This window comes from Pseudomonas sp. NFIX10, assembly GCF_900111955.1.
GTDB classification, from domain to species: Bacteria; Pseudomonadota; Gammaproteobacteria; order Pseudomonadales; family Pseudomonadaceae; genus Aquipseudomonas; species Aquipseudomonas fluorescens_AA.
Genome location: NZ_FOKH01000002.1, coordinates 60319 through 85104, shown reverse-complemented (window position 1 = coordinate 85104; position 24786 = coordinate 60319). Strand labels below are relative to the sequence as shown.

Below are 24786 nucleotides of genomic sequence, written 5' to 3'. Positions count from 1 at the left end.
CTCAGTCCCGCAATTCGGTCTGGCGTTCGACAGGGTCGATCAGCACGGCTTTCTGCTGGCGCACCAACAGGTCGAGAATTTCATCCTGGCGTTCGCCCAGAACTCCCGTGAAAGTGATGTCGCTGGATTTGGTCGGCGCGAGCATGGACACGCGGTACAGCTCGACGCTCAGCGGCGAGTCGATGGTCAGCGGGCCGCTGCCGTTGCCAGCCAGTTCGCCACCCACCACGATCAACGAGACCTCGGCGTCGAACGGGTCGAGCTTGATGTCCCGGTCGGTGTTGGACAGGTCCTTGATGTGGCCGTAGATACCGGTCAGGCCGTTGGCCATGGCGACGTTTTCGTAGAGGCGGATGTTCACGCTGTTACGAATACGGATGCCGTGGCGGCGGTTGCTGATCACCTTGTTGTCCCACAGCAGGTTGTCACCACTCTCATAGAGCGTGATGCCGTCGGTGTGGTTCTTGTAGATCTCGTTGTAGGCGATGATGTTGTTCACGCTGTTACGGTCGATCACCAGGCCCGAGAGTTTGTTGTCGTAGCTGCGGTTGTTGAAAATGAAGCTGTCGTTGACCTCACGGGAAATAATGATCCCGTGCTTCTTCTTGGTCCCGTAGACGGTGTTGTCGGCAATGATCAGCCGATGGGAACGGTCGTGGGGGTCGATGCCGTAGACGATGTTGTCTTTGTAGGTGTTGCTCTTGACCACGAAGTCGCGGGTCTCATAGCAGTAGAAGCCGTACCACATGTCCGAGAACTCGGAACCGATGATCCAGCCAGTCGGTTCCGGGCGCTTGAGGACCTTGGCCATGTTCGGCGTGTACTGGGAAATACTCACCCCGTACGACTTACTGTTGGCGTAGCCGAAACTGGCCATCTTGGTGTTGACGATGTAGGTCTCGGTGCCACCCCAGGCCAGCAGGAATGGACGGAACTCCTTGGGCGAGCGGAACGTGGCAGGGCCGTTGTCCTTTTCGCGCCAGCCGGTGACCTTGGTGTCGCGGATGAACATCTGGCCATCGTTGACCAGGAATGAGCCGCCCTCTTGGGACAGGCGCAGTTCCTGGGTCTGTTTGTCGATCTCCAGGATGCCTTTCTGGCCGACCACGATCGGAATCCTGGCCAGGTAGACACCTGGCGAGGTTTCGATGATGTACTTGGGCTGTTTCTTGGCCAGGTCCTTGAGGTTCATGTAGCCATCGTCAACGAAGATGGCCTGTGGGATACCGTGCTGACGCACGACCCACTCGGCCATCTTGTTGTCGCCGCCAATGAAGTCCTTCAAGGCGTTTTCCTGCATCATCCGGCGCACGCTGACCTTGCCGGGCTTGGTGCGCACGATCTTGGCCGCGGCCGCTTCGGCAGTGAAGCCCTTGAGGTCGGGCAGAGTCGGCTTGGCCAGTTCCAGCGGTGCGGTCGGCGCGCTGCTGACCGTGTAGGTCTTGGCCCGTTGCAGTTCCTTGACCACGTTGCCCGGCTTGACCGCCGGTTCAACGTTGGCGAACGCCGGCGAGCCAGCCAGCAGCATGGCTGCGACCAACAGGCTGATCGAACCTTTCATCGCCTGGCTGTTCCTGAGGTAGCGGTTCATATCGGGCACTCCCATGGCCATTCGCATCAGAAGCGCCAGATCACGTCGACAAAGGCGCGATGCATGTACGAATCGACCTCTTTGCCGTAGGCGTCGCCTGGCTTGAACACACCGCCACGAAAGCGCACCAGCGCCGACGGCTCATCGATGGACTGGCTCAGCGCGGCCGGCAGCAGGCCTTGCTTGAAGTACTTGGTGACCACCAGGTCGACTTCCTGGCCCAGGTCCTTGTCACCGTCACGCAGCGGCAGGGTCGAGGTGGACAGGATCGCGCCGGTCACGTCGTCGGTGTTGTTTTCCACGGCGTTGATGCCGTTGCTGCCCACGGGCTTGTTGCCGTCCACGCGCCAGAACTTGTGGTACACCAGGCTGGCATCGTATTCGTCACGCAGCTGCCAGGAACCGAACAGGCTGGCGCTCTGGGTGTTGGCCATTTCGCCCCGGAACGCTTCGCCGAAACGGTGGACCCGCGAGCGGGTGCCGGTGAAGTTCGAGCGGTTGCTTTGCAGGCCGTTCTGTTGGTACTCATCGCTGGCGCGGGCATAGGCCGCACCGACTTGCCATTGCGGGTCGAGACGCAAGCGGATACCCAGGTCAGTGGCCCAGCCGTCCACATCATCGCTGTGCTTGGCTTCTGTCGGGCGCGTGCCGTCGGCGTTGAGCGGGTTGACGGTGTCGCGCTCGCCGCTCATGCCGGTGATGCTGGCCCAGTAGTTGACGGTGTTGGTGTTGCGCCAGTTGTAGGCATCGCTGTTGGCTTCCAGGCCCAGCCAGGAGATGTCGCCGTTCTGGGTCTTGTCCAGGGTGTCGGTGGGCTCGCCCGGGGTCGGGTAGTCGAGGCTGCCGTTGTCATGGGAGTGGTGGGCGCGGATACCGGCCCACTGGCCTGGCATCCACTGGTAGCCCACGTCGCCATAGACGTGCAGGCGGTCCTTGTCCTTGGGGGACAGTTCCTTGAGGTCGGTGCGGTATTCGCTGAAGCGTTCGGCCACGCCGAGGTTGGCCCGCAGCAAGGTGGTGTCGAAGGTCCAGTTCAGGGCTTCGATGTTGGTGTCGCGCCATTGGCCGTCGTCGTTGCGCAGGCGTTGGCGACCGAACTTCAACTGCTCGCCCGGGTAGGGGGTCAGGCCGCGGTAGCCGATCCAGAACTCGCGCATGGCCAGGTAGCTTTTCTTGGCTTCGCGATCGCCGCTGTCGGTTTGCTGGGTGCTGCCATCGGACTGCTGCAGGGTGTCGGTCTCGATGATGTCGGAGGACGTCACGGCCTGGGCCATGGCGTAGGCGCTCCAGGCACCGCTTTCGCTTTCACCGTAGACCCAGGGACGCAGGTCCAGGCCGACACCGTTGACGTCGCCACCGCTCTGGGTGCCGAGGTCACGGTCGTCTTCGGACTGGCCGGTGATTTTCACTTCCAGGCCGAAATTCTTGCTCTCGGTCAGTGCCGCCAGGGTCGGGCAGGACCACAGCAGGGCAAACGACAGGCCAATACCAGCCTGCACAAAAGGATTGAGCTTCAAAAGCTTCATAGAGGTTCCTCGCCGTCATCTTCTTTTAGGGCTTGCAGTTCCAGCGTATCGGGGCTCATTGCGCCGCGAATGGCCTGCTCTTGTTGTAGCAGGCGTTGCGCTTGTGCAAGTTGTTCCGGCGGTAATTGTGCTTCGAGGGTTTGGGCAAGCTCGATGGCTTGCGGGGTGTTCTGCGCCTTGGCCAACTGGCTGAACACATAAGCGTTGACCGGGTTGGGCTTGGTGCCCTTGCCCTGGGAGAACAGCTGGGCAATGGCGAAGTCGGCGCTGTTCTGGCCGTTGCGGGCGGCCTTGAGCAGGTGGTCCAGGGCTTTTTGCGAGTACACCTGGCCCAGGTAACCGCGGCGATAGATCTGGCCGAGGTAGTAATCGGCGGCCACTTCGCGGCCCTCGGCTTTCTGGAAATGCGCCTCGGCGGCCTTGGCATCGGCCGGGACCCACTTGCCTTCGTAGTACAGCTTGCCCAGCAACAGCTCGGCGCGTGGCTGGTCGGCGGCGCGGCCGTTTTCCAGGTATTGCATCATCTTGTCGACGTCCCCCAGTTCCGGGAAATCGTAGAGCAGTTGCGCCAGGCTGACCCACGCTGCGGGGTAGCCAGGGGCGATGCCTTCGAGCAACGACTGGGCGGTCTTTTCGTCGGTCTTGCCCAGGCTGGCATCGGCCAGGACACGGGCGACACTGTCCACGCGCTGGGCGGATACGACGCCACGGGCGTGACCGTCCTGCATCTGCTTGAGCAATTCGGCCTGCTGTTCCGGCTGGCCGCGTTTCTGATAGACCGTGGCCAGTTCGACGTAGCAGATGTCCGTGGTCGCCAGCGCGGCCTTGCAGACCTTCTCGACTTCATCCAGATGCTGGTCGTAGGTGCCCTGGGTGCGGTAGAGCAGAATCTGCGCCAGGCCCGCTTCCGGGTAGCCGGCGCTGCGCCATTGGCTGATCTGCTGCTGGGCGTTGACGTTCGGGAAGCTGTGGGGATATTGCAGGTACAGCATCGCCAGCGGGATCAGGGTGTTACCTTCGCCGTTGGCGAAGGCTTTCTTCAACAGGCCTTCGGCTTCGTGTTTTTCCGCTTCGGTGGAACCGGGCTTGGCCACCAGCAGGCGACCCAGGCGAGCCTGGGCCCGTGGCGAGATATCGGCCGCGGCGCGGTAAGTCGCCTCGGCTTTTTTCATCTGCTCGGGGTCGCGGCTGTCCACCTGGATGTCGGCCAGGCCCACTTGGGCCTCGCTGTAGCCCAGGTCGGCCAGTTGCTGGTAGTTCTGCTGCGCCAGCGCCGTGTCGCCGCGCTTGAGCGCTTCGTTGGCCAGGCGCTGGTCGGGCAGGCCGGCACAGCCGCTGAGACTGACTGCCAGCGCCAGAGCACACAACGCATATCCTGTGTGGGAGCGAGCCTGCTCACGATGCAGGCCGCTCGCTGTACCAGACAGACCGCGTCGATCCCATCGCGAGCAAGCTCGCTCCCACAGGGAATGCGGTGCATTGTTGTTTTGTGGAGTGGTCACGGGCATATCCTCGACTTAAATACCGACGGCCATGGCTTTGTCGATCAGCCAGTTCAGGTTCGGGCCACGGTCGCTGGTGACTTCTACCGGACGGCCGGCCAGCGCGCTGTCCAGGGGTTCGTCAGGTTGGATCAGCACACGGATATCGGAGGACAGGTCGGCACTTTTCAGGCTGGTGCTGCTGACGATCTTGCCGGTACGGAGGGTGTCTTCGCCGGCGACCTGGAAGTTGACCGGGGTGCCTGGGCGCACGTCGTTGAACTGGCGATAGGAGAAGCGCGCTTCGACGTTGGCTTCGGTGCCTCGTGGGACCAGTTGGAAGATCACGTCGCCCTTGCTGGCGTACTGACCGTTGGCAACCATTTGCTGGGTCACGATGCAGTCGCACGGGGAGGTCAGGGTGCCGGTCATTTGTTTGCCAAACAGCTCCTCGACCTTGGCCGGCTGCAACTGGTTGTCGTCCAGGTGACCCTTGAGCACGTCGAGCATGCTGGTGCTGAAGGTCGCCAGCGGGGCGCCTTTGGCGGCCACACCGTCGGCCTTGACCAGGCTCTGCACGGTGCCGTCGCGCGGCATGGTGATAGCCATGCCCGGTACGTTCACCAGGCCGGCCTGGGCGTGGCTGACGAAGTACATGCCGTACACCGACTTGAAGATGAAACCGAACGCCGCCAGGCCAACGACGAAGACCCCCAGGCTGAAGGTCACGGCGCGCAGGCGACCCAAGGCACTCATGCCACCGTTTTCGTCTTTCTGTTTGCGGGCCTTGGTGAAGTTGTCGCGCTGCAGGGTCGCCAGCACGTCACCGACACCGACGATGTCGCCGGCCAGGTGCGAGGTGATGATGTGACGCAGTGTCGAGATGTCCCGCGGCTCCAGGTTCTGGAACTGGCAACCGGTGCGGCCGGTCTGGCGGTCGTAGGAGCGGATCTGCAACTCCACGTCCATGGCCAGGCCAAGGTTGTCGATCACGAACTGCAGGCGAGCCTTGTAGGTCTCGCCAACCTTGAGCGGCAGTTGGCCGGCGTTGAAGCACAGCCCACCGGCGGACAGGTCCAGGACCTTGACTTCCATGGGCGTACGGTCGGGGCCGAAGAAGCGCAGCTTGGCCGGGATTTTGACCCGGGCATGTTGGCGCTGGGCTTCGGATTCATGCACTACGTTGACATTCACGGCGGTGTTCATAGGGGCGATTTCCTAGTTAATTCATTCAAGTCCGGTCAGACCATCGTCAGCAGCACGGCGACAAAAATGCTGCCGGCGGAGAAGGTCATGGTCCGAGACGACCAAGTGTTGAACCAACGTTGAAAGCTGGCGAGATCACGGGTCAGTGAGGTGGGCTGGCGGGTCCAGGACTGCTGGTCAAGGCGGAAGAACACGTAGATCTTCACCAACGCGCCGACGATCTGGTTGTAATAGAGAATCGCCGGGTAGGCAGGGCCGATCCGGTGTCCGGAGCACGACAGCAACAGGGTCAGCAGCAACCGGGTGATGCCGATCCACAGCAGGTACACCAGGATGAACGCGGTGCCGTACTTGAAGCTGGCGATCAGTGCTACGGTCAGGCCCAGCAGCGAGGTCCACATCGACACGCGCTGGTCGAACAGCACCACCGAGGTGAACAGGCCCAGACGGCGCATGCCCAGACCCAGTGCCCGGGAGTTCTGCCGCAGGTTGTTGCCGTACCAGCGGAACATCAGCTTGCGGCTGGCCTTGATGAAGCTCTTCTCCGGCGGATGCTCGACGGTGTTGATCGCCGCATCGGGCACGTAGAACGTGTCGTAGCCCAGGCGCATCAGGCTGAACCAGCTCGACTTGTCGTCACCGGTCAGGAACTTGAAGCGGCCCAGGCGCCAGTGTTGCAGCGAGTCGCTTTCCACGTCGGCGATGAAGTCCGGGTTGGTGACCACGGTGGCGCGGAACACCGACATGCGCCCGGTCATGGTCAGCACACGCTTGGACAAGGCCATGGAGCACATGTTGATGTGCCGCTGGGCGAAGCGCAGTTTGTGCCACTCGCTCATGATGTAGCCGCCGCGCACTTCGCAGAACTCGTTGGTTGTCAGGCCGCCGACGTTGCCGAACAGCTGGAACCACGGCACGGTCTTGCGCACGACGCCTTCGGCGAGCACGGTGTCGCCATCGATCACGGCGACCACGGCGCGGTCGTCCGGCAGGTGGCGGGAGATGGCGCGGAAGCCGTAGGCCAGGCCGTCACGCTTGCCGGTGCCAGGGATACGCACGAAGTCCAGCTTGACCCGCTCAGGTGGGTTCATGCGGGTCCAGAGGCTCTTGACCAGCAATTCGTCGGACATTTCCACGATGGAGCAGACCACGGTGGTGGGCAGCCCACAGTCGATGGCCTCGCGGATCACCGAGCCATACACCTGGGCAGTGGTCAGCGCATCGATCCGGAAGCTGGTGACCATCAGGTACACGTGGGACGGATCCGCCGCCTTGCCCAGCTTGCGGACCTTGCGGCGCAGGTGTGGGTAGACGATGTACAGGAAGATCATGCCGCGCACGAAATGCGTTGCTCCCATGGAGTAACGCCAGATGCCCACGGCGCCGATCAGGAAGATGAAGTCCTTGGATTCGGAGTCGAACGTGGACGTGGGCAGCGCCATGGCGATGCCCATCAATAAACTCAAGTAAAACAGCCAACCGGCGGCCTGAAGCAGGCCGTGCTTTAGCCTGTGCATAATCTGCATCCGTCTCTATCTCGGGCGGGCCTTGTGGGCGGCCCGATGGGTTAAGGCAGGCGAAAGGCCGGCCGGGGCATGCCCCGGCCGGCAAACAGACTTACCAGCAGATGCCTTCGGTCCGGCCACTCGGGTTGGTGGCCTTGGACATGAAGCCGACCAGGTCGATGACCTGCTTGCCTTCCGGGACGTTTTCGGTCAGCGCGCGGAACTTCTCGTCGCGGTTACCCAGGATGATGATGTCGGAGCTGTCGATCACCGAGTCGAAGTCGGCGTTGAGCAAGGACGAGACGTGAGGAATCTTCGACTCGATGTAATCCTTGTTCGCACCGTGGACGCGGGCGTATTCGACGTTGCTGTCGTAGATCTTCAGGTCGAAACCCTTGCCGATCAGCATTTCCGCCAGTTCCACCAGCGGGCTTTCGCGCAGGTCGTCGGTGCCGGCCTTGAAGCTCAGGCCCAACAGGGCGACTTTGCGCTTGTCGTGGCTGGAGACGATGTCGAAAGCGTTCTGCACCTGGGACTCGTTGCTGCGCATCAGCGAGTTGAGCAGCGGCGCTTCCACATCCAGGGCGCCGGCGCGGTAGGTCAGGGCGCGAACATCCTTGGGCAGGCAGGAGCCGCCGAAGGCGAAGCCTGGGCGCATGTAGTACTGGGACAGGTTCAGGGTCTTGTCCTGGCAGACCACTTCCATCACTTCACGCCCATCGACGCCGACGGCCTTGGCAATGTTGCCGATCTCGTTGGCGAAGGTCACCTTGGTGGCGTGCCACACGTTGCAGGTGTACTTGATCATCTCGGCGACGGCGATGTCCTTGCGGATGATCGGCGCATCGAGCTCTTCGTACAGCGACTGCAGGACGTCGCCGGAGGCGGTGTCGAACTCACCGATAACGGTCATCGGCGGTTGGTCGTAGTCCTTGATCGCGGTGCTTTCACGCAGGAACTCAGGGTTGACCGCGACACCGAAATCGACGCCGGCTTTCTTGCCGGAGCAGTCTTCGAGAATCGGGATGACAACGTTTGCCACGGTGCCCGGCAATACGGTGCTGCGAACTACGATAGTGTGGCGGGTAGTCTTGTCACGCAGGACAAAACCAATCTCGCGGCACACCGCTTCGATGTAGTTCAGTTCAAGGTCGCCATTCTTTTTGCTCGGTGTACCGACGCAGATCATCGACAGGTCAGTATCGCGAATTGCCTCGGCGAAGTTGGTCGTGCCGCGCAGTCGGCCAGTTTGAATGCCTTGCGCCAATAGCTCACCAAGACCCGGTTCAACGATCGGCGATTTGCCGGCGTTGATCATGTCGATTTTGTCTTTGGCGACATCCACGCCAACTACATCATGGCCCCGTGCAGACAGGCAACCGGCACATACTGCACCGACGTAACCCAAACCAAATATGCTAATGCGCATCGCATTTACCTCTGTTTTCACGCCATTAAATGGCCGGAGTTAATAGTGTTCAGCGGTCATCGAGCACTCGGAAGTGTGGAATGCAGGCGCCACAGTGCCGTGTGCAGGCATACTTAAGTTCCGAGTGTCTAAATAAGTGCACTCAAGTTGTGCGCAAAGCGGCCTAGTTGTTATGACCTGCCCTGTTATGCAGCCAGTCCCTGTAAATCAAGAACGCTCGTGCAAAAAGTCTCTCACCTCTGATCCCTGGCAAAAGCCCACAAAATCAGAAGCTTATGTGCTCGGGTGAGCACGTTAATAGGGGCGCAGCCTTGGCCTTGTAGGGGATAGTAATGGTGCGTTATCTCCTGTCCTTTATAAGATGGATCCAAATAGGCGACCGTTTCGCTAAATTGCCATGACAACTTGGTTACTTTGGTCGACGGCCTATGTAAGTCATCTCTTACACGCTCCGTGAGAATCGTTACGGGTGGTATGAGCCGTGCAATTTCACATAGTTCCGATCCGCTCATCGCGATTTTCGAAATTTTTCGAAATATTATCCAAGATGGCACTGCCCTCAATATGATGGCACTTGCCGTTTCATCCTTTATTAATGGGGAGTTAGGAGGGATAGATGGTTTTGTGCCACTACCGATAAAAAAATTTGGTGCCACTACGCAAAAAACTGACGAGTGTCGAGTGAAAGAAAAGTTAGAGGGGGAGTAGGGCGATTAATTGACGTCATGAAACTGGCGAAACAGGCGGGAACTAAGATGACAGATCGGGGCTTGATCGAAGCCCCCGATCAGGGGCGATATAAGGTTATGCCTTATTCGGGAGCATGATCGCGCAAGAACACTAGTTTGTCCTGGCTCGACTGTAGTGCATTGAAGCGATAACCCTGAACATCGAATTGGCGGAGTGCCGCGGGGTCGTTGATACGCTCTTCAATGACGAAACGACTCATCAGGCCCCGGGCCTTTTTGGCGTAGAAGCTGATGATCTTGTACTGGCCATTTTTCAAGTCGCGGAATTCGGTATTGATGACGCGCGCTTTCAGTGCGCTGCGCTTGACCGCCGAGAAGTATTCATTGGACGCCAGGTTCAACAGGACATCATCGCCTTGTTCGGCCAGGGCTTCGTTCAGCCATTCGCTGATGCGCGTGCCCCAGAAGGCATACAGGTCCTTGCCGCGGGCGTTGGCCAGCTTCGTGCCCATCTCCAGGCGATAGGGTTGCATCAGGTCCAGTGGGCGCAGCAGGCCATAGAGCCCCGAGAGCATGCGCAAGTGCTGCTGGGCATAGTCGAAGTCGGCTTCGCCGAAGCTTTGCGCATCGAGGCCGGTGTACACGTCACCCTTGAAGGCCAGCAGCGCCTGCTTGGCGTTGGCTGGGGTGAACGCTGGCGTCCAACTGCCGAATCGCGCGGCATTGAGGCCGCCGATCTTGTCGGAGACGTGCATCAATTCGCTGATCTGTGCCGGCGAGAGTGCGCGCAGTTGTTCGATCAGCTCCTGGGAGTGATCCAGGTACTGCGGCTGGGTAAAGCGCGCGGTGGCCGGCGGTGTTTCGTAATCGAGGGTCTTGGCGGGGGAAATCACCATCAGCATGCAATCGTCTCCTTGAAGGTCCGGCGATTCTAGGGGGTTGTCCGGGTGGACTCCAGCTATCGAGGCAATAGGTGATGGATGGGCGAGCATTGATGGGCTTTTGTGGCGAGGGAGTTGTGGGAGCAAAGTCTGTGGGAGCAAAGCTTGCTCGCGATGAACGATGACGCAGTCTAAATGACCGTGTCGCCTGCATCGCGAGCAAGCTTTGCTCCCACAGGTCTGTTCCCCAAGTCCACCGATCGCAAGGGGATTACCCCAGGATCGGCTATGATGCCGCGCGGGTTTCGTTATGGAGACATCCCTTTTGCGCATCGCCCTTGTGTTATCGGCCTGGCTGTTGAGCTTCGGCGCCCTCGCGGCGCCCAACGACGTCGCCACCCTGGACCGCACGACCTGGCCGGAACAACTCACCAGCCCGACGCTGTTCGACGTGGCCTCGCGGGCCGAGATCCTGATGTTCGCCCGGGGCTTGCTGGACGTCGATGCCATGGACGAAATCGCGCTCAAGCAGTACCTGGGGCTGCGCACGGTCAATATGGCCGCGATCGACGCCCTTCGCGCCCGGCTGTGGCAACGGTTGCTGAGCAACTACAACTTCGCCCAGCGCAGTTGCGATCAGGACGCGTCCTTCTGTTACCTGGTCGAGGACATGGCGACCCTGCGTGAAGAGGCCCGCAGGTTCCATCTCGATGACGACTCCTACTACATCAAATGGGCGGCACCGAGCCAGATCTTTCATACGCAATATCGTGATGAACTGCTACGCAAAGCCGCGCTTTTTCCGCAAACCAGCAGTGAAATCGCCCGTTTTGGCGAATACGAGCGCAACGGCGAGGAGATGAACGACCGGCTGTTCCTGTTGACCTTCGACAGCGCAGCCAATGTCGTGCCGGACAACACCCCGTGGCTGACCGACTACCTGCGCAAGGCGAACATGAACGGCACCTTCTTCGTGCTGGGCAAGGACATCCAGGCGCGGTTGGAAGAGCGCTCGGTCAACAGTCTCCAGGCGTTGTATGCGGGCCAGTGCGTGGGTGTGCAGGGCTGGGAATTCCGCTCCCACAGTCATTGGCAGGATTGGCAGGATTCGGTCCGGCGCAGTGTCGAACTGGTCAAGGGCAAGCTGCCCGAGAACTACGTGCCGCTGTTCCGCCCGCCCCAAGGCCAGCGGCGTGGCGATGCCGAAGGATTTTTCCGGCAGCAGGGCCTGCAGGTGGCGCTGTGGGACATCGATCCCCAGGACAGCGGCAATCGGCTCAAGCCTGAGCAAAGCGCCCAGCGTGTGCTGACCCTGATGCTGCTGTGGCGCCACGGGGTGATCAATTTCAACGCCAAGCAGGATGGGGTGAAAACGGCGTTGCCCTGGCTCATGGCGCAGACGGCTCAGAGCGGGATCGGGTGGGCGGACTGTCAGGAGGCGTTTCGCTGAAACCGGGAAAAGCCCGGAAACATTGGGGAAGGAGGAAAATCCGGGACACATTCATGACGACCGGACTTCCGACTTTAACGGTGCGACGGCGGTACGCCAAGGGTTATTCGTCACTCTGAAAAATAAACTTCAAAAAAGCGTCAAAGTGCTTTTTCCTGTCATGGTTTTTGGAGTATCAAGAAGTCAGACCGCCGAAACCTGCAACACAGGTGGCGTCTTCCAAGACCCAGATTGTGTGCAGTTCACCTGAACCCTCGCGGGTGAATTCGGTGGCTACCTCGAGGCGCAGCACTGTCACGGTATTGCGTCGAATGGCCCCCAGATAGGTGACCGAGTATGGATGACCACGGACGTAGCCTTTCCTCCAACCAGCCAATCCTCTATGTACTCGATACCAACGTATTGATCCACGATCCAAACGCGCTCCTGAACTTCGAAGAACACCACGTCGCCATCCCGATGACCGTGCTTGAGGAGCTGGACAAGCTCAAGAGCGGGCACCACAGCGTTGCGGCCGAATGCCGGCAGGCGATCCGCCTGATCGACAAGACCCTGGGGGATGCCTCCCCGGAAGACGTTGAGCTCGGCGTGCCGATCCAGCGCGGCAAAAGTGGTCCCAAGGGCTTGCTTTCGATCCTGATGAGCAAGCGCACCGAGCCCAACCTGGTGCTGCCTGAACACCTGAACGACAACATCATCATCAACCAGTTGATCGACCTGCACGCGCGCAACAAGGACCAGTCCGTGGTGTTGGTGACCAAAGACATCAACATGCGCCTCAAGGCCCGCGCCTGCGGGATCGCGGCGGAGGACTACAGCACCGACCAACTGGTTGACGACGTCTCGCTGTTGCCCAACGGCTACCACACCATGACCGGCTCCTTCTGGGACCGTGTGAGCAAGGTCGAGACTCGCCAGGACCATGGCCGCACCTGGCACCAGGTACAACTGATCGACAACCTGCCGGCCGTGCACATCAACGAGTTCATCATCGATGAACAAGGCTTCGTCGGCTGGATCAAGGAAATCCAGGTCGACAAACTGCTGATCCTCGACCTGCACCAGGAACCGCTGCTGCACCAGGAAGCCTGGGGCCTCAAGCCTCGCGACATCTACCAGAGCCTGGCCCTGTTCGCCTTGCTCGACCCGGATATCCACCTGGTCAACCTGTCCGGCGCCGCCGGTTCCGGCAAGACCATCCTGGCCCTGGCCGCCGCCATCGAGCAGACCATGGTCAGCAAGCGCTACCGGCGCATCATCGCCACCCGCAGCGTGCAGGGCCTGGACCAGGAGATCGGTTTCCTGCCCGGCACCGAGGCGGAGAAAATGGAACCGTGGCTGGGGGCGATCACCGACAACCTCGAAGCCTTGCACATGGATGACGAAAGTACCCATGGCAGCGTCGACTACATCCTCAGCAAAGTGCCGTTGCAGTTCAAATCCCTCAACTACATTCGCGGGCGCAGCTTCCAGCAGAGCCTGATCCTGATCGACGAATGCCAGAACCTGACCCCGCACCAGATGAAAACCATCATCACCCGTGCCGGCGCCGGTTCCAAAGTGGTGTGCCTGGGTAACCTGGCGCAGATCGATACCCCTTACCTGTCCGCGACCAGCTCCGGGCTGACCTACCTGACCGAACGCTTCAAGGACTTCCCCAACGGGGTCCACATCACCCTGCAGGGCGTACCGCGCTCGATCCTGGCCGAATACGCCGAATCCCACCTGTAACCCCAGCCAAACCGGGCGGCCTTCAAGCCGCCCGGTTTGTTATGGCTGTAAAAAAAACTGTGGGGCGAGCTTGCTCGCGATGACGGTGCATCAGATAAAAAATAAGTGTCTGACCCACCGCCATCGCGAGCAAGCTCGCTCCCACAAGGTTTTGCGCTGACTTTCGAATCCGATACGCAAGTGGGGTGCGACAATCAACCCTGCCGGAATCTGACCCACAGGTTTACAATCGAGGCTCCCGATCAGGAGTAACCCTGTGCTGACCCATCTCGATTCCCAAGGTCGCGCCAACATGGTCGATGTGACCGACAAGGCCGTGACGTTCCGTGAAGCCACGGCCGAGGCCTTTGTGCGCATGCTGCCCGCCACGCTGCAGATGATCGTCAGCGGCGGTCACCCCAAGGGCGATGTGTTCGCCGTCGCGCGCATCGCCGGTATCCAGGCCGCGAAAAAAACCAGCGACCTGATTCCGCTCTGCCATCCGTTGCTGCTCACCAGCGTCAAGGTCGAACTCACGGCCGAAGGAGAGGAGCGGGTGCGCATCGTCGCCCGCTGCAAGCTGTCGGGCCAGACCGGCGTGGAGATGGAAGCCCTCACCGCCGCCAGCGTTGCGGCGCTGACCATTTACGACATGTGCAAGGCCGTGGATCGGGGCATGACGATCGAAGGCGTACGGGTGCTGGAAAAACTCGGCGGCAAGAGCGGCCACTTCCAGGCGGATGCGTCATGAAGATTACCGTGAAGTTCTTTGCCCGTTATCGTGAAGCGCTTGGTGTGGATGCGGTAAAGGTGGAAGGCGAGTTCGCCACGGTCGACGACGTGCGCGTGCTGCTTGCCCAGCGTGACGGTGCTGATGTGCTGAAGGAGCAGAACCTGATGTGCGCACGCAACGAAGACCTGTGCCAGCTCGACGAGCCCCTGGCGGACGGTGACGAAGTGGCGTTTTTTCCTACCGTGACCGGAGGCTGAGCCGTGGCGATTCGTGTGCAGGCCGAACCGTTCGACCCGGGCGTCGAAGTCAACGCGATGCACGCGGCCAATGTCGGCGTGGGGGCGGTGGTGAGCTTCGTCGGTTACGTGCGCGACTTCAATGACGGCCTCGATGTGTCCGGGATGTTTCTGGAGCACTATCCGGGCATGACTGAAAAGGCCTTGGGCAAGATCGCCAGCGAGGCCGAGCAGCGCTGGCCGTTGCTCAAGCTGGAAGTGCTGCACCGCATCGGTGCCCTGGAACCGGGCGAGCCGATAGTCTTCGTCGCGGCCGCCAGTGCCCATCGCCAGGCGGCGTTCGACGCCTGCGCCTTTGTCATGGACTACCTCAAGACCCGTGCGCCGTTCTGGAAAAAGGAAAACACCGTCGACGGCCCGCGCTGGGTTGAAGGGCGGGACAGTGATCATGCGGCGGCGGATCGCTGGAAGCAGTAAGTCCCCCCTGTAGTTTTTCGCAAGCCACGAGTCCGTGATCGCGAGCAAGCTCGCTCCCACACTGGATCTTCATGCACCAAGGATCCCTTGTGGGAGCGAGCTTGCTCGCGATGAGGCCAGACCAGGCAACTCAGAACCTCAGCTCTTCAGCTCCTTCAAATGCTTGTACACCGTCGCCCGCCCCATATTCAGCACATTGGCCACATAGTTGGACGCGCTCTTGTCCTTGAAGGCGCCCGCTGCTGAGGCTGCGAATCTTCTGTCCGTCCCAGTTCAGTTTCTCGTACGGCCCGATGTTACGTTCGCTGATGTCCTCACTGAGCATGTCTTCCAGGGACGAGTCATCGCTAATCTCGCGCTTGGACCGGTTATTGGCGATGTAATCGACTTTCTGGCTGCGCAGGTCGTGCAGCACCACTTCGGCGTGGGGGTAGAACAGCGTGGCGATGGCGTCGGCGATGGTGCGGAAGTTCTCCAGCGCCGGATCGGAGGGCGAAGCGGTCATGACAGGGAATCCGGCCCAGGTCCGGGTCGGGCGGCGGATGGTCAGGGTGGTGGCTTCTTCGATCTGGTAGATGCCCATGGCTATGTCCAGCTCTTTCGGCTGAACGTCGTGAGGCTCCACCGGGTCGGCGTTCGCCGGCGAGCCGAGGAACATGCCGGCGTCGGGCTTCATGTAGAAGGATTCGTCCAAGCTCACCAGCATCGGCCAGTCATGGATATCCACGCCTTCGGGGCCGGCGAAGATGAATGCCGCGCGCCGCTTGGGTTGCAGCCCCAGCTTCCGGGCGCCAGCCAGGTCGGCCACCTGATCGGCCCAGGCACCGGCGGCGTTGATCACGATGGCGGCGGTGAAGCGTTGGCTGGCTGTCTTCACTTGCCAAAGTCCCTGGTCGTCGCGGCTCAGGCCCAGCACTTCGCTGTCGGTGTGCACTTCACCGCCATTGCGGCGAATACCGCGCAAGTAGCCTTGGTGCAGGGCGTCGGTGTCGATGTCGCAGGCTGTCGGGTCATGGATCGCCCCGTGGACCTTGTCCCGCCGCAGGATCGGCAGCCGCACACAGGCTTCATCGGCGCTGAGCAGTTGCATCTGCGGCACCGTGGCCTTGGCGCTCAGGTACTGGTTGTTCAGCTCGGCCGGGTCGCCGGTGAAATCCACGGTCATCTCGCCCCGTGGACTCAGCAACGGGTGCTCGCAGAAGCCGGCCGGCGGGGCGTCGAAAAAATCCCGGCTGGCCTGGGTCAGCGCCCGCACCTGCGGGGTGCCGTAGGCGGCGGAGTACAGCGCCGCCGAACGTCCGGTGGAGTGATAGGCCGGATGGGACTCGCGTTCGAGCACAATCACCCGGCCATGGGGCGCCAGCCAGTAACCGGTGGAAGCACCGGCAATGCCGCCGCCGATGATGATGAAGTCTGCTGAGGTCATGAAGCTCTCCTGTAGAGCACATTGCCAGGACTCTGGAAAAACTGTGGGAGCGAGCTTGCTCGCGATGGCGGCCTGACAGTCGACATGGGTGGTGACTGACCCACCGCCATCGCGAGCAAGCTCGCTCCCACAAGGGGATGTGGTGTGTCAGGTGCGAAGTCGGTACAGCGCATTCGCCAGCGCAACATCCTCCAGCCCCAGGCCGATGGAGCGGAAGAACATGTGGCGTTGGTAGTCGGGACGCGCCACGTGTTCGCTGAGCAATTCAGGCAAGTCGCCGACGATACGCGACGCCTCCCAGCCGTGCTGTTCGCCAGCGTTCAACATTTCACCAGCCGAGTCCGGCGTGGTCTGACGATAATCGCAGAACACGTCCATATCATTGAGGCGCTGAGGCGGTATTTCATGGGCGCGCGGGGCGTTGGTGCTGATGGAGGTGATCAGCGCCGGTTTGTCCAAAGTCTGCGGGTCGAGCACAGCTTTGGCGGACGAAGTGCAGAGCATCACCACGTCGGCGTCGTGCAGCGCCGTTTCGAGGGTGTCGGCGATTTGCAGGCGCGGGTCCAGGCCGGTGAGCGAGGCACGTTCCTGTTTTTAAACTAATTTGTCTATTATGGACTTTAGTTTATTCGGGCAATCCCGGGCGAAAAAAAAGCGCAGCCTTCAGGGCTGCGCTTTTTGTTCGTTGTCGCGACGGTCAGGAGCGCTTGCGCTCAACCGGGCGAAGCAGATGTGTCGGCGGGGTTTCGCAATTGATCTTTTTTCCCAGCAGCGCCTCGATGGACGGCAACTGATAGGAGTCATCCTCACCGGCGAAGCTGATGGATACACCCGCGGCGCCTGCACGCCCGGTACGGCCGATACGGTGCACGTAGTCATCCGGCACTTCCGGCAGGGTGAAGTTGATCACATGGCTGATCCCGTCGATGTGGATGCCGCGACCGGCCACGTCGGTGGCCACCAGCACGCGGATCTTGCCCTCGCGGAAACCTTCGAGGGTCTTGATGCGCTTGTGCTGTGGCACATCGCCCGACAGTTGGGCCGCGTTGACGCCATCGCGCACCAGGCGTTCTTCGATGCGCCGCACTTCGTCCTTGCGGTTGGCGAACACCATCACGCGCTCCCAACCGTTGTCGTTGACCAGGTTGTAGAGCAGCTTGTACTTGTCGGCACCGGCGACTGCGTAGATATGTTGCTCGACGTTTTCGCTGGCGACGTTCTCGGCTTCGATCTCGACGATGGCCGGGTCGGTGGTCCACTGCTTCGCCAGGTTCATCACGTCCTCGGTGAAGGTAGCGGAGAACAGCAAGGTCTGGCGTTCGCTTTTGGGTGGGGTCTGGCGAATGATCTGGCGCACTTGCGGGATGAAGCCCATGTCGAGCATGCGGTCGGCCTCGTCCAGCACCATCACTTCGACCATGTCCAGGTGCACGTCGCCGCGCTGGTTGAAGTCCAGCAGACGGCCCGGCGTGGCGACCAGGATGTCGCAATGGCGGGCTTCGAGGTGCTTGAGCTGCTTGTCGAAATCCATGCCGCCCACGAACGTCATGACGTTCAGGCCGGTGTACTTGGTCAGGTCGGCGGCGTCCTTGGCGATCTGCACCACCAGCTCGCGAGTCGGCGCGATGATCAGCGCCCGTGGTTCGCCCATGTAGCGTTCCTTGGGCGGCGGGGTCTGGAGCAACTGGGTAATAATGGAAATCAGGAACGCGGCGGTCTTGCCGGTGCCGGTCTGGGCGCGACCGATGGCGTCTTTGCCGGCGAGGGTGAAGCCCAGCACCTGCGCCTGGATCGGCGTGCAATATGGGAAACCCAGGTCCTGGATGGCATGCATCAGTTCCGGGGCGAGCTTGAAGTCATGGAAGCGCGTCTTGCCTTCCTGGGGTGCTACGACGAAGTCCTCGAGTTTCCAGGCGACGACCGGCGGTTTCGGTGCGCGTTCGCGGCGCGGCCGGGGGGCTTCGTTGCGTGGTGTCTCGGGCTCGGGGGGCGTAACAGGCTGGGCGACGGGTTCTTTTTTCGCCTGTGCGACGGGGGCCGTCCGGCGCGGTTGTTGCGCATCGGTACGGCTCGGGCCGTGGGTCGGCGCAGTGGAGCCAGGCGCGAGTTGCTCGGCCTCGCTTTTACCGAACATCTTCTTGAGTGCTTTGAGCACGGTCATCTCATCGATTGGTTAAGGAATGTACGCCGGCCAGTGTAATGCAAGAAACGGGCGCGGCGTAGTGGGATCGTCAAAGGACCGGCGTGGCGTTTGGCCTCTTAGCGCAACCGTTCGGCCAGCCAGGTGCCGATGTCATGAATCTCCTCGGGTAACACTTCGTGGCCCATTGGGTATTCCTGCCATGTCACGGTGACACCATGCTGCTTTAAATACTCTTTTGCGGTCCGGCCCATCGGGTTGAGTACCACTTCGTCGTATTGGCCGTGCAGGGCCAGGACTGGAATGCGTTGCTGGCTGGCCGACAATTGCAGTTCATCGCTGAACGTCGGTGCATAAGTAGACAGCGCGATCACGCCGCCCAGTGGCCCCTGCCATTTCACGAAGGCGGTGTGATAGACCACCGCGCCTCCTTGGGAAAAACCGGCAAGGAAAATCCGCGAGGCGTCTACTCCGCTGGCTCGCTGGGTTTCGACCAGGTCGATGACCCGTTGTGCCGAGGCTTCGAGTTGTTGTTCATCAATGGCCCGCGCCGGGCTCAAGGCGCGGATGTCGTACCAACTGGGCATCTCATAGCCGCCGTTGATCGTGACTGGCTGGGTCGGCGCCTGGGGTAGAACGAAACGTGTGGTGAGCAGTTTTTGCTGCAGCATTTCGGCCACCGGCAGGAAATCATAACGATCGGCGCCCAGGCCGTGGAGCCAGATAACGCACGCGTCAACAGTGCCGCTGGGCTCGAGAATCAAGGGGTCGGTCATGGTCGTGCTCCAAATCTGTGCGGGTGCGCCCAATCAGTGCGTGATTACAGTGCGCTCCCGGTGCCTCAGTTAATTAGATGTCGCAAAGCTGAAAGTTTTTGTCTTGACGTGTTCTAGATGGCCCAAGCGTAGCGGTCTGGTACGGGCTTTGCTATGGGTGTAGCTGAGTGATGATTCTTACGCTGCGCGGTAACACTATCAGTTAGACGCGTCGCATGGGATATCAGAAATCCGGTGATGAATGTTCGCCAGCAGCCGCTACGGGCTTCGCGAACGTGAAGGGCTACAGCCCGTTCGGCCGATTGGTGAGAGATGGGGATGACCACTGTTTACGGACATTCTCATTATTAGACTCATAGCGAAGGTCCAGACGTCGGTTGACCCTAAAAAAAGCCAACAAGGGTCGGCAATGCCTCAAAAGGGTGCGACAGGACTCGAGCTCCGACACAACAAGAGCAAAACTGGAGGTTTGAATGAAGTTACTGAAATCCACCCTGGCAGTCGTGACTGCAGCAGCAGTACTCGGTGTCAGCGGGTTCGCTCAGGCGGGTGCAACCCTGGATGCCGTGAAGAAGAAAGGTTTTGTGCAATGCGGTGTGAGTGATGGCCTGCCGGGTTTCTCGGTACCTGATTCGACCGGCAAGATCGTCGGTATCGACGCTGACTTCTGCCGCGCCGTTGCCGCTGCGGTATTTGGCGATGCGAACAAGGTCAAGTTCAGCCAGTTGAACGCCAAGGAGCGCTTCACCGCCCTGCAATCGGGCGAAATCGACATGCTCTCGCGCAATACCACCATGACCAGCTCCCGTGACGCGGGCATGGGCCTGAAATTCCCAGGCTTCATCACTTATTACGACGGTATTGGCTTCCTGGTTAACAACAAGCTGGGCGTCAAGAGCGCCAAGGAACTGGATGGTGCAACCATTTGCATCCAGGCCGGTACCACCACCGAACTGAACGTTTCCGACTACTTCCGTGGCAACGGCCTGAAGTACACCCCGATCACTTTCGACACCTCCGATGAAAGCGCCAAGTCGCTGGAGTCCGGTCGTTGCGACGTGCTGACGTCCGATAAGTCCCAACTGTTCGCCCAACGTAGCAAGCTGGCTGCGCCGAAGGACTACGTGGTCCTGCCGGAAACCATTTCCAAGGAGCCACTGGGCCCAGTCGTGCGTAATGGCGACGACGAGTGGCTGGCCATCGTCCGCTGGACCGGCTACGCCCTGCTCAACGCTGAAGAAGCTGGCGTGACTTCGAAGAACGTCGAAGCCGAAGCCAAGTCCACCAAGAACCCGGACGTCGCCCGTATGCTGGGTGCCGACGGTGAATACGGCAAGGACCTGAAACTGCCGAAGGACTGGGTCGTGCAAATCGTCAAGCAAGTCGGTAACTACGGCGAAATGTTCGAGCGCAACCTCGGCAAGAGCACTCCGCTGGAAATCGACCGCGGCCTGAACGCTTTGTGGAACGCTGGCGGCATTCAATACGCACCACCAGTGCGCTGATGGTTCTATCACCCGGTGGGCCAACCACCGGGTGATGTTCTGTTCCATTCCTTGCGGGGCACTTCATGCAAAATTCAATCGGCGCACCTAAGCAGAGGCTCAGCCTCAGCGATCCACGAGTGCGTGCGTGGGTATTTCAGATCGTCACCATCGTGGCGGTCATTTCGCTGGGCTGGTTTCTGTTCGACAACACGCAGACCAACCTCCAGCACCGGGGCATCACCTCCGGTTTCGGCTTCCTGGAGCGCAGTGCCGGGTTCGGCATTGCCCAACACCTGATCGACTACACCGAAGCGGACAGCTATGCCCGCGTCTTTGTCATCGGGTTGCTCAACACGCTGCTGGTGACGTTCATCGGCGTGATCCTGGCAACAATCCTTGGTTTCATTGTCGGCGTGGCCCGACTGTCGAAAAACTGGATCATTGCCAAAGTGGCGACCGTGTATGTCGAGGTTTTCCGCAACATCCCACCGCTGCTACAGATCCTGTTCTGGTATTTCGCGGTGTTCCTGACCATGCCGGGGCCGCGCAACAGCCATAACTTCGGCGACACCTTCTTTGTCAGCAGCCGCGGCTTGAACATGCCGGCAGCGCTGGTGGCAGACGGATTCTGGCCGTTCGTGGCCAGTGTCGTGCTGGCGATTGTCGCCATCGTGCTGATGACCCGCTGGGCCAACAAGCGTTTCGAAGCGACCGGCGAGCCATTCCATAAATTCTGGGTGGGTCTGGCGCTGTTCCTGGTGATTCCGGCGTTGTGCGCGTTGATCTTCGGCGCTCCCGTGCATTGGGAGATGCCGCAGCTCAAGGGCTTCAACTTCGTCGGTGGTTGGGTACTGATTCCCGAGCTGCTGGCCTTGACCCTGGCCTTGACCGTATACACCGCGGCGTTCATCGCCGAGATCGTGCGCTCGGGCATCAAGTCGGTCAGCCATGGCCAGACCGAGGCGGCTCACTCGCTGGGCCTGCGCAACGGTCCGACCTTGCGCAAGGTGATCATCCCGCAAGCCCTGCGCGTGATCATCCCGCCGTTGACCAGCCAATACCTGAACCTGGCGAAAAACTCTTCGCTGGCGGCCGGTATCGGTTACCCGGAAATGGTTTCGCTGTTTGCCGGTACGGTGTTGAACCAGACCGGCCAGGCCATCGAGGTGATCGCGATCACCATGAGTGTGTACCTGGCGATCAGTATCAGCATTTCCTTGCTGATGAACTGGTACAACAAGCGCATTGCGCTGATCGAGCGGTGAGGAAACGCGCATGACATCCCATACTTTCAAACCTGACATGCCCCCTCCGAGCAACAGCATCGGCGTGGTGGCGTGGATGCGCGCGAACATGTTCTCCAGCTGGCTCAATACCTTGCTGACGTTGTTTGCGTTCTACTTGATCTACCTGGTGATTCCACCGATTCTGAATTGGGCGATCCTCGACGCCAACTGGGTCGGTACCACCCGCGCCGACTGCACGAAGGAGGGCGCCTGCTGGGTGTTCATCCAGCAGCGCTTCGGCCAGTTCATGTACGGCTATTACCCAACGGACCTGCGCTGGCGCGTAGACCTGACCGTGTGGCTGGCGGTACTCGGTGTAGCGCCGCTGTTCATCTCGCGCTTCCCGCGCAAGGCGATCTACGGCCTGAGCTTCCTGGTGCTGTACCCGATCATTGCCTGGTGCCTGCTGCACGGTGGCGTTTTCGGTCTGGATGCCGTGGCGACCAGCCAGTGGGGCGGCCTGATGCTGACGTTGGTGATCGCCACCGTCGGTATCGCCGGCGCACTGCCGCTGGGCATCGTCCTGGCCCTGGGCCGGCGTTCGAACATGCCGGCGATCCGGGTGGTCTGCGTGACCTTCATCGAGTTCTGGCGCGGTGTGCCGTTGATCACGGTGCTGTTCATGTCGTCGGTGATGCTGCCGCTGTTCCTGCCCGAAGGCATGAACTTCGACAAGCTGCTGCGAGCACTGATCGGGGTGATCCTGTTCCAGTCGGCCTACGTGGCCGAAGTGGTGCGTGGCGGTCTGCAAGCCATTCCCAAGGGCCAGTACGAAGCGGCCGCGGCGATGGGCCTGGGGTACTGGCGCAGCATGGGCCTGGTGATTCTGCCGCAAGCCCTGAAGCTGGTGATCCCGGGTATCGTCAACACGTTCATTGCGTTGTTCAAGGACACGAGCCTGGTGATCATCATCGGCCTGTTCGACCTGCTCAACAGCGTGAAACAAGCTGCCGCCGACCCGAAATGGCTGGGCATGGCCACCGAAGGCTATGTGTTCGCTGCCCTGGTGTTCTGGATTTTCTGTTTTGGTATGTCCCGCTATTCCATGCATTTGGAACGCAAGCTGGACACTGGCCACAAGCGTTAGGAGCGTAGTTTATGAGTGAAGCGATCAAACAGCCTGTGAGCCCTGAAGGCATTATTCAGATGCAGGGCGTCAACAAGTGGTATGGCCAGTTCCATGTGTTGAAAGACATCAACCTGAACGTCAAGCAGGGCGAGCGCATCGTGCTGTGCGGCCCGTCGGGCTCCGGCAAGTCCACCACCATCCGCTGCCTCAACCGCCTGGAAGAGCACCAGCAGGGTCGCATCGTGGTCGACGGCGTGGAACTGACCAACGACCTCAAGCAGATCGAAGCGATCCGCCGTGAAGTCGGCATGGTGTTCCAGCATTTCAACCTGTTCCCGCACCTGACCATCCTGCAGAACTGCACCCTGGCGCCGATGTGGGTACGCAAGATGCCCAAGCGCAAGGCCGAGGAAATCGCCATGCATTACCTGGAGCGCGTGCGCATTCCAGAGCAGGCGCACAAGTACCCGGGCCAGCTCTCCGGCGGTCAGCAACAGCGTGTGGCCATCGCCCGTGCCCTGTGCATGAAACCGAAAATCATGCTGTTCGACGAGCCGACCTCGGCCCTTGACCCGGAAATGGTGAAAGAGGTGCTGGACACCATGATTGGCCTGGCCGAAGACGGCATGACCATGCTCTGCGTGACCCACGAAATGGGCTTCGCCCGCACCGTGGCCAACCGCGTGATCTTCATGGACAAAGGTGAAATCGTCGAACAGGCCGCGCCGAACGACTTCTTCGACAACCCGCAGAACGACCGCACCAAGCTGTTCCTGAGCCAGATTCTGCATTGATCCAGTCTTAGGCAGTGAAATAAACCCGGACGTGTTCCGGGTTTGTTTTTAATGGGCCGCTCAGCAAGCCGTGAGGGTCTCGTGTTCCTTGTGCACCGTCGTTTTGAATTGTCGCAAGTCTGCGTCTTCAGCGAAGGCATGGACATCGGCAAGCAAATGCGGATAGCGATCAAGCAGGCGCATCAGCAAGATCAACGCCTTGGGTGGCACTACCTCGCCGCGCTCGTAGCGGGAAAACGCATTGTGTCCACCGCCCGATAGCAGCAGTACCGCTTCCTTTTGCGATAGATGCAGTTTGCGCCGGACATGTTTGATCTCTTCGCCGATCATTCGCCTGGCCGCGTTGACCAGCTCATCACCTGCGTGGTCGTAGCGATCCGAGCAGCTTGAATCGAGCTCGACTTCGCCGCACATCTGACATTCCCAGCCAGACAAGTCATCGACCCGGCGTTCCAGTCCCTTGACGCTCATGGTTTCGCCGCGACCTTCGAAATGCAACATGCCTTCCGGGGCACCACAGCTGAAGCATTGCTGGTGTTTCATGAGTTTTTCTCCTTGAAGGAAATGACCGGTGGGCCTCCGCTGGGGCGGTACGTCACCTTCAGGTAAATCTGCAGGCCGTGTGAATTGGCGTGGTAGACGTCATGCCAGACTCGATGATCGTCATAGGTGGTCATCGATTTGTAGAACTGTTTTCGCTCAAGCCCATGGATGACCTGCTGCATGTCCGAGACGTTTAAACCGAGCGTCCGAGCAGTGTTCTTTGCAGTGCTGGTGAAAGCTTTCCCTTTAAGCCGCCTGACATCTGCCTGTATCGCCGCCAAGGCGTAGTGGGGTGTGTTCTTTTCCATAGAACGGCGTGCCTTGTCCTTGAAATTACCCTCAAAGGGTAAT

Annotated in this window: 21 protein-coding genes and 3 pseudogenes; 10 read left to right on the top strand and 14 right to left on the bottom strand. The window is 60.3% G+C overall.

The genetic code is table 11. The annotated features are described in order from the left end of the window. Nucleotide 1: 1 nt before the first annotated feature. The 6 genes from algG to BM321_RS02210 form a co-directional block, all read right to left on the bottom strand. Nucleotides 2-1591: a mannuronan 5-epimerase AlgG gene (gene algG / locus BM321_RS02240; RefSeq protein WP_092441385.1), complete on the bottom strand. Its 1590-nt coding sequence runs from the start codon at nucleotides 1589-1591 to the stop codon at nucleotides 2-4. 26 nt (nucleotides 1592-1617) lie between these two features. Further along, nucleotides 1618-3108, bottom strand: coding sequence for an alginate export family protein (locus BM321_RS02235; protein ID WP_092331991.1), 1491 nt, complete (start codon nucleotides 3106-3108; stop codon nucleotides 1618-1620). Nucleotides 3109-3113: 5 nt separating this feature from the next. Further along, nucleotides 3114-4625 carry an alginate biosynthesis TPR repeat lipoprotein AlgK gene (gene algK / locus BM321_RS02230; protein ID WP_092441384.1) on the bottom strand — a complete coding sequence of 504 codons (1512 nt, stop codon included), beginning with the start codon at nucleotides 4623-4625 and terminating at the stop codon, nucleotides 3114-3116. Between the two features lie 9 nt (nucleotides 4626-4634). Continuing rightward, nucleotides 4635-5804 carry an alginate biosynthesis protein Alg44 gene (locus BM321_RS02225; protein ID WP_092441383.1) on the bottom strand — a complete coding sequence of 390 codons (1170 nt, stop codon included), beginning with the start codon at nucleotides 5802-5804 and terminating at the stop codon, nucleotides 4635-4637. Between the two features lie 35 nt (nucleotides 5805-5839). After that, a complete protein-coding gene (gene alg8, locus BM321_RS02215; RefSeq protein ID WP_371856603.1) occupies nucleotides 5840-7321 on the bottom strand; it encodes a mannuronan synthase in 1482 nt (493 codons plus the stop codon). A 100-nt stretch (nucleotides 7322-7421) separates the two neighbouring features. Then, nucleotides 7422-8738 carry a nucleotide sugar dehydrogenase gene (locus BM321_RS02210; RefSeq protein WP_092441382.1) on the bottom strand — a complete coding sequence of 439 codons (1317 nt, stop codon included), beginning with the start codon at nucleotides 8736-8738 and terminating at the stop codon, nucleotides 7422-7424. Between the two features lie 474 nt (nucleotides 8739-9212). Between BM321_RS02210 and BM321_RS29360 the strand changes: the two genes are divergently transcribed. Further along, complete coding sequence (locus BM321_RS29360) at nucleotides 9213-9446, top strand: hypothetical protein (RefSeq protein WP_139230439.1); 234 nt, start codon at nucleotides 9213-9215, stop codon at nucleotides 9444-9446. Between the two features lie 103 nt (nucleotides 9447-9549). Here BM321_RS29360 and yaaA read toward each other — a convergent pair whose 3' ends face one another. After that, nucleotides 9550-10329: a peroxide stress protein YaaA gene (yaaA, locus tag BM321_RS02205; protein WP_092441381.1), complete on the bottom strand. Its 780-nt coding sequence runs from the start codon at nucleotides 10327-10329 to the stop codon at nucleotides 9550-9552. Between the two features lie 304 nt (nucleotides 10330-10633). Here yaaA and BM321_RS02200 point away from each other — a divergent pair, with 304 nt between their 5' ends. The 5 genes from BM321_RS02200 (at nucleotide 10634) to moaE (ending at nucleotide 14914) form a co-directional block, all read left to right on the top strand. After that, complete coding sequence (locus BM321_RS02200; RefSeq protein ID WP_092441380.1) at nucleotides 10634-11758, top strand: polysaccharide deacetylase family protein; 1125 nt, start codon at nucleotides 10634-10636, stop codon at nucleotides 11756-11758. A gap of 336 nt (nucleotides 11759-12094) precedes the next feature. After that, the gene (locus BM321_RS02195) at nucleotides 12095-13489 is read left to right on the top strand and encodes a PhoH family protein (protein WP_092204112.1); all 1395 of its coding nucleotides are present in this window, start codon (nucleotides 12095-12097) and stop codon (nucleotides 13487-13489) included. A 256-nt stretch (nucleotides 13490-13745) separates the two neighbouring features. Next, nucleotides 13746-14219, top strand: coding sequence for a cyclic pyranopterin monophosphate synthase MoaC (moaC, locus tag BM321_RS02190; protein ID WP_092441379.1), 474 nt, complete (start codon nucleotides 13746-13748; stop codon nucleotides 14217-14219). Then, nucleotides 14216-14458, top strand: a complete 243-nt coding sequence (locus tag BM321_RS02185; RefSeq protein WP_072408929.1) for a MoaD/ThiS family protein — start codon at nucleotides 14216-14218, stop codon at nucleotides 14456-14458. Before moaC ends, BM321_RS02185 begins: the two co-directional genes overlap by 4 nt. Nucleotides 14459-14461: 3 nt before the next feature. Further along, nucleotides 14462-14914 carry a molybdopterin synthase catalytic subunit MoaE gene (gene moaE, locus BM321_RS02180; protein ID WP_092331920.1) on the top strand — a complete coding sequence of 151 codons (453 nt, stop codon included), beginning with the start codon at nucleotides 14462-14464 and terminating at the stop codon, nucleotides 14912-14914. 138 nt (nucleotides 14915-15052) lie between these two features. On the opposite strand, the pseudogene BM321_RS02175 reads toward moaE, so the two are convergent. From BM321_RS02175 to BM321_RS02155, 5 genes and pseudogenes are all read right to left on the bottom strand, one after another. Next, nucleotides 15053-15419, bottom strand: a pseudogene (locus BM321_RS02175) (PAS domain-containing protein). Nucleotides 15420-15428: 9 nt separating this feature from the next. Then, nucleotides 15429-16340: pseudogene (locus BM321_RS02170) on the bottom strand (NAD(P)/FAD-dependent oxidoreductase); the annotation flags it as partial. Between the two features lie 147 nt (nucleotides 16341-16487). Continuing rightward, nucleotides 16488-16922 (bottom strand): annotated as a pseudogene (locus BM321_RS02165) (ornithine cyclodeaminase family protein); the annotation flags it as partial. 115 nt (nucleotides 16923-17037) lie between these two features. Next, nucleotides 17038-18501, bottom strand: a complete 1464-nt coding sequence (gene rhlB, locus BM321_RS02160) for an ATP-dependent RNA helicase RhlB (protein WP_092331925.1) — start codon at nucleotides 18499-18501, stop codon at nucleotides 17038-17040. A 98-nt stretch (nucleotides 18502-18599) separates the two neighbouring features. Further along, the gene (locus BM321_RS02155) at nucleotides 18600-19256 is read right to left on the bottom strand and encodes an alpha/beta hydrolase (protein WP_092331928.1); all 657 of its coding nucleotides are present in this window, start codon (nucleotides 19254-19256) and stop codon (nucleotides 18600-18602) included. A gap of 473 nt (nucleotides 19257-19729) precedes the next feature. Between BM321_RS02155 and BM321_RS02150 the strand changes: the two genes are divergently transcribed. The 4 genes from BM321_RS02150 (at nucleotide 19730) to BM321_RS02135 (ending at nucleotide 23892) form a co-directional block, all read left to right on the top strand. Next, a complete protein-coding gene (locus BM321_RS02150) occupies nucleotides 19730-20761 on the top strand; it encodes an amino acid ABC transporter substrate-binding protein (RefSeq protein WP_092441378.1) in 1032 nt (343 codons plus the stop codon). Between the two features lie 65 nt (nucleotides 20762-20826). Further along, entirely contained in the window at nucleotides 20827-22008 is a 1182-nt protein-coding gene (locus tag BM321_RS02145) for an amino acid ABC transporter permease (RefSeq protein ID WP_092331933.1), read from the top strand. 10 nt (nucleotides 22009-22018) lie between these two features. Next, the gene (locus tag BM321_RS02140) at nucleotides 22019-23116 is read left to right on the top strand and encodes an amino acid ABC transporter permease (protein WP_092441377.1); all 1098 of its coding nucleotides are present in this window, start codon (nucleotides 22019-22021) and stop codon (nucleotides 23114-23116) included. Nucleotides 23117-23127: 11 nt separating this feature from the next. Further along, entirely contained in the window at nucleotides 23128-23892 is a 765-nt protein-coding gene (locus BM321_RS02135) for an amino acid ABC transporter ATP-binding protein (protein ID WP_003178331.1), read from the top strand. A 60-nt stretch (nucleotides 23893-23952) separates the two neighbouring features. Here the strand turns inward: BM321_RS02135 and BM321_RS02130 are convergent, their stop codons facing one another. Both BM321_RS02130 and BM321_RS02125 read right to left on the bottom strand, forming a co-directional pair. Beyond that, complete coding sequence (locus BM321_RS02130; protein ID WP_092441376.1) at nucleotides 23953-24435, bottom strand: type II toxin-antitoxin system MqsA family antitoxin; 483 nt, start codon at nucleotides 24433-24435, stop codon at nucleotides 23953-23955. Further along, nucleotides 24432-24743, bottom strand: coding sequence for a type II toxin-antitoxin system MqsR family toxin (locus BM321_RS02125; protein WP_053213349.1), 312 nt, complete (start codon nucleotides 24741-24743; stop codon nucleotides 24432-24434). The genes BM321_RS02130 and BM321_RS02125 overlap by 4 nt, the downstream gene beginning before the upstream one ends. Between the last annotated feature and the right edge of the window lie 43 nt (nucleotides 24744-24786).

What these genes read in the sequence shown, in the direction of transcription:
- BM321_RS02210 (WP_092441382.1), bottom strand. Translation starts at nt 8,738, where the DNA reads ATGCGCATTAGCATATTTGGTTTGGGTTACGTCGGTGCAGTATGTGCC.
- BM321_RS02155 (WP_092331928.1), bottom strand. Translation starts at nt 19,256, where the DNA reads ATGACCGACCCCTTGATTCTCGAGCCCAGCGGCACTGTTGACGCGTGC.
- algK (WP_092441384.1), bottom strand. Translation starts at nt 4,625, where the DNA reads ATGCCCGTGACCACTCCACAAAACAACAATGCACCGCATTCCCTGTGG.
- BM321_RS02185 (WP_072408929.1), top strand. Translation starts at nt 14,216, where the DNA reads ATGAAGATTACCGTGAAGTTCTTTGCCCGTTATCGTGAAGCGCTTGGT.
- algG (WP_092441385.1), bottom strand. Translation starts at nt 1,591, where the DNA reads ATGAACCGCTACCTCAGGAACAGCCAGGCGATGAAAGGTTCGATCAGC.
- BM321_RS02125 (WP_053213349.1), bottom strand. Translation starts at nt 24,743, where the DNA reads ATGGAAAAGAACACACCCCACTACGCCTTGGCGGCGATACAGGCAGAT.
- BM321_RS02150 (WP_092441378.1), top strand. Translation starts at nt 19,730, where the DNA reads ATGAAGTTACTGAAATCCACCCTGGCAGTCGTGACTGCAGCAGCAGTA.
- BM321_RS02225 (WP_092441383.1), bottom strand. Translation starts at nt 5,804, where the DNA reads ATGAACACCGCCGTGAATGTCAACGTAGTGCATGAATCCGAAGCCCAG.
- BM321_RS02140 (WP_092441377.1), top strand. Translation starts at nt 22,019, where the DNA reads ATGACATCCCATACTTTCAAACCTGACATGCCCCCTCCGAGCAACAGC.
- BM321_RS29360 (WP_139230439.1), top strand. Translation starts at nt 9,213, where the DNA reads ATGAGCCGTGCAATTTCACATAGTTCCGATCCGCTCATCGCGATTTTC.
- BM321_RS02195 (WP_092204112.1), top strand. Translation starts at nt 12,095, where the DNA reads ATGGATGACCACGGACGTAGCCTTTCCTCCAACCAGCCAATCCTCTAT.
- BM321_RS02145 (WP_092331933.1), top strand. Translation starts at nt 20,827, where the DNA reads ATGCAAAATTCAATCGGCGCACCTAAGCAGAGGCTCAGCCTCAGCGAT.
- yaaA (WP_092441381.1), bottom strand. Translation starts at nt 10,329, where the DNA reads ATGCTGATGGTGATTTCCCCCGCCAAGACCCTCGATTACGAAACACCG.
- BM321_RS02130 (WP_092441376.1), bottom strand. Translation starts at nt 24,435, where the DNA reads ATGAAACACCAGCAATGCTTCAGCTGTGGTGCCCCGGAAGGCATGTTG.
- BM321_RS02135 (WP_003178331.1), top strand. Translation starts at nt 23,128, where the DNA reads ATGAGTGAAGCGATCAAACAGCCTGTGAGCCCTGAAGGCATTATTCAG.
- rhlB (WP_092331925.1), bottom strand. Translation starts at nt 18,501, where the DNA reads ATGACCGTGCTCAAAGCACTCAAGAAGATGTTCGGTAAAAGCGAGGCC.
- alg8 (WP_371856603.1), bottom strand. Translation starts at nt 7,321, where the DNA reads ATGCACAGGCTAAAGCACGGCCTGCTTCAGGCCGCCGGTTGGCTGTTT.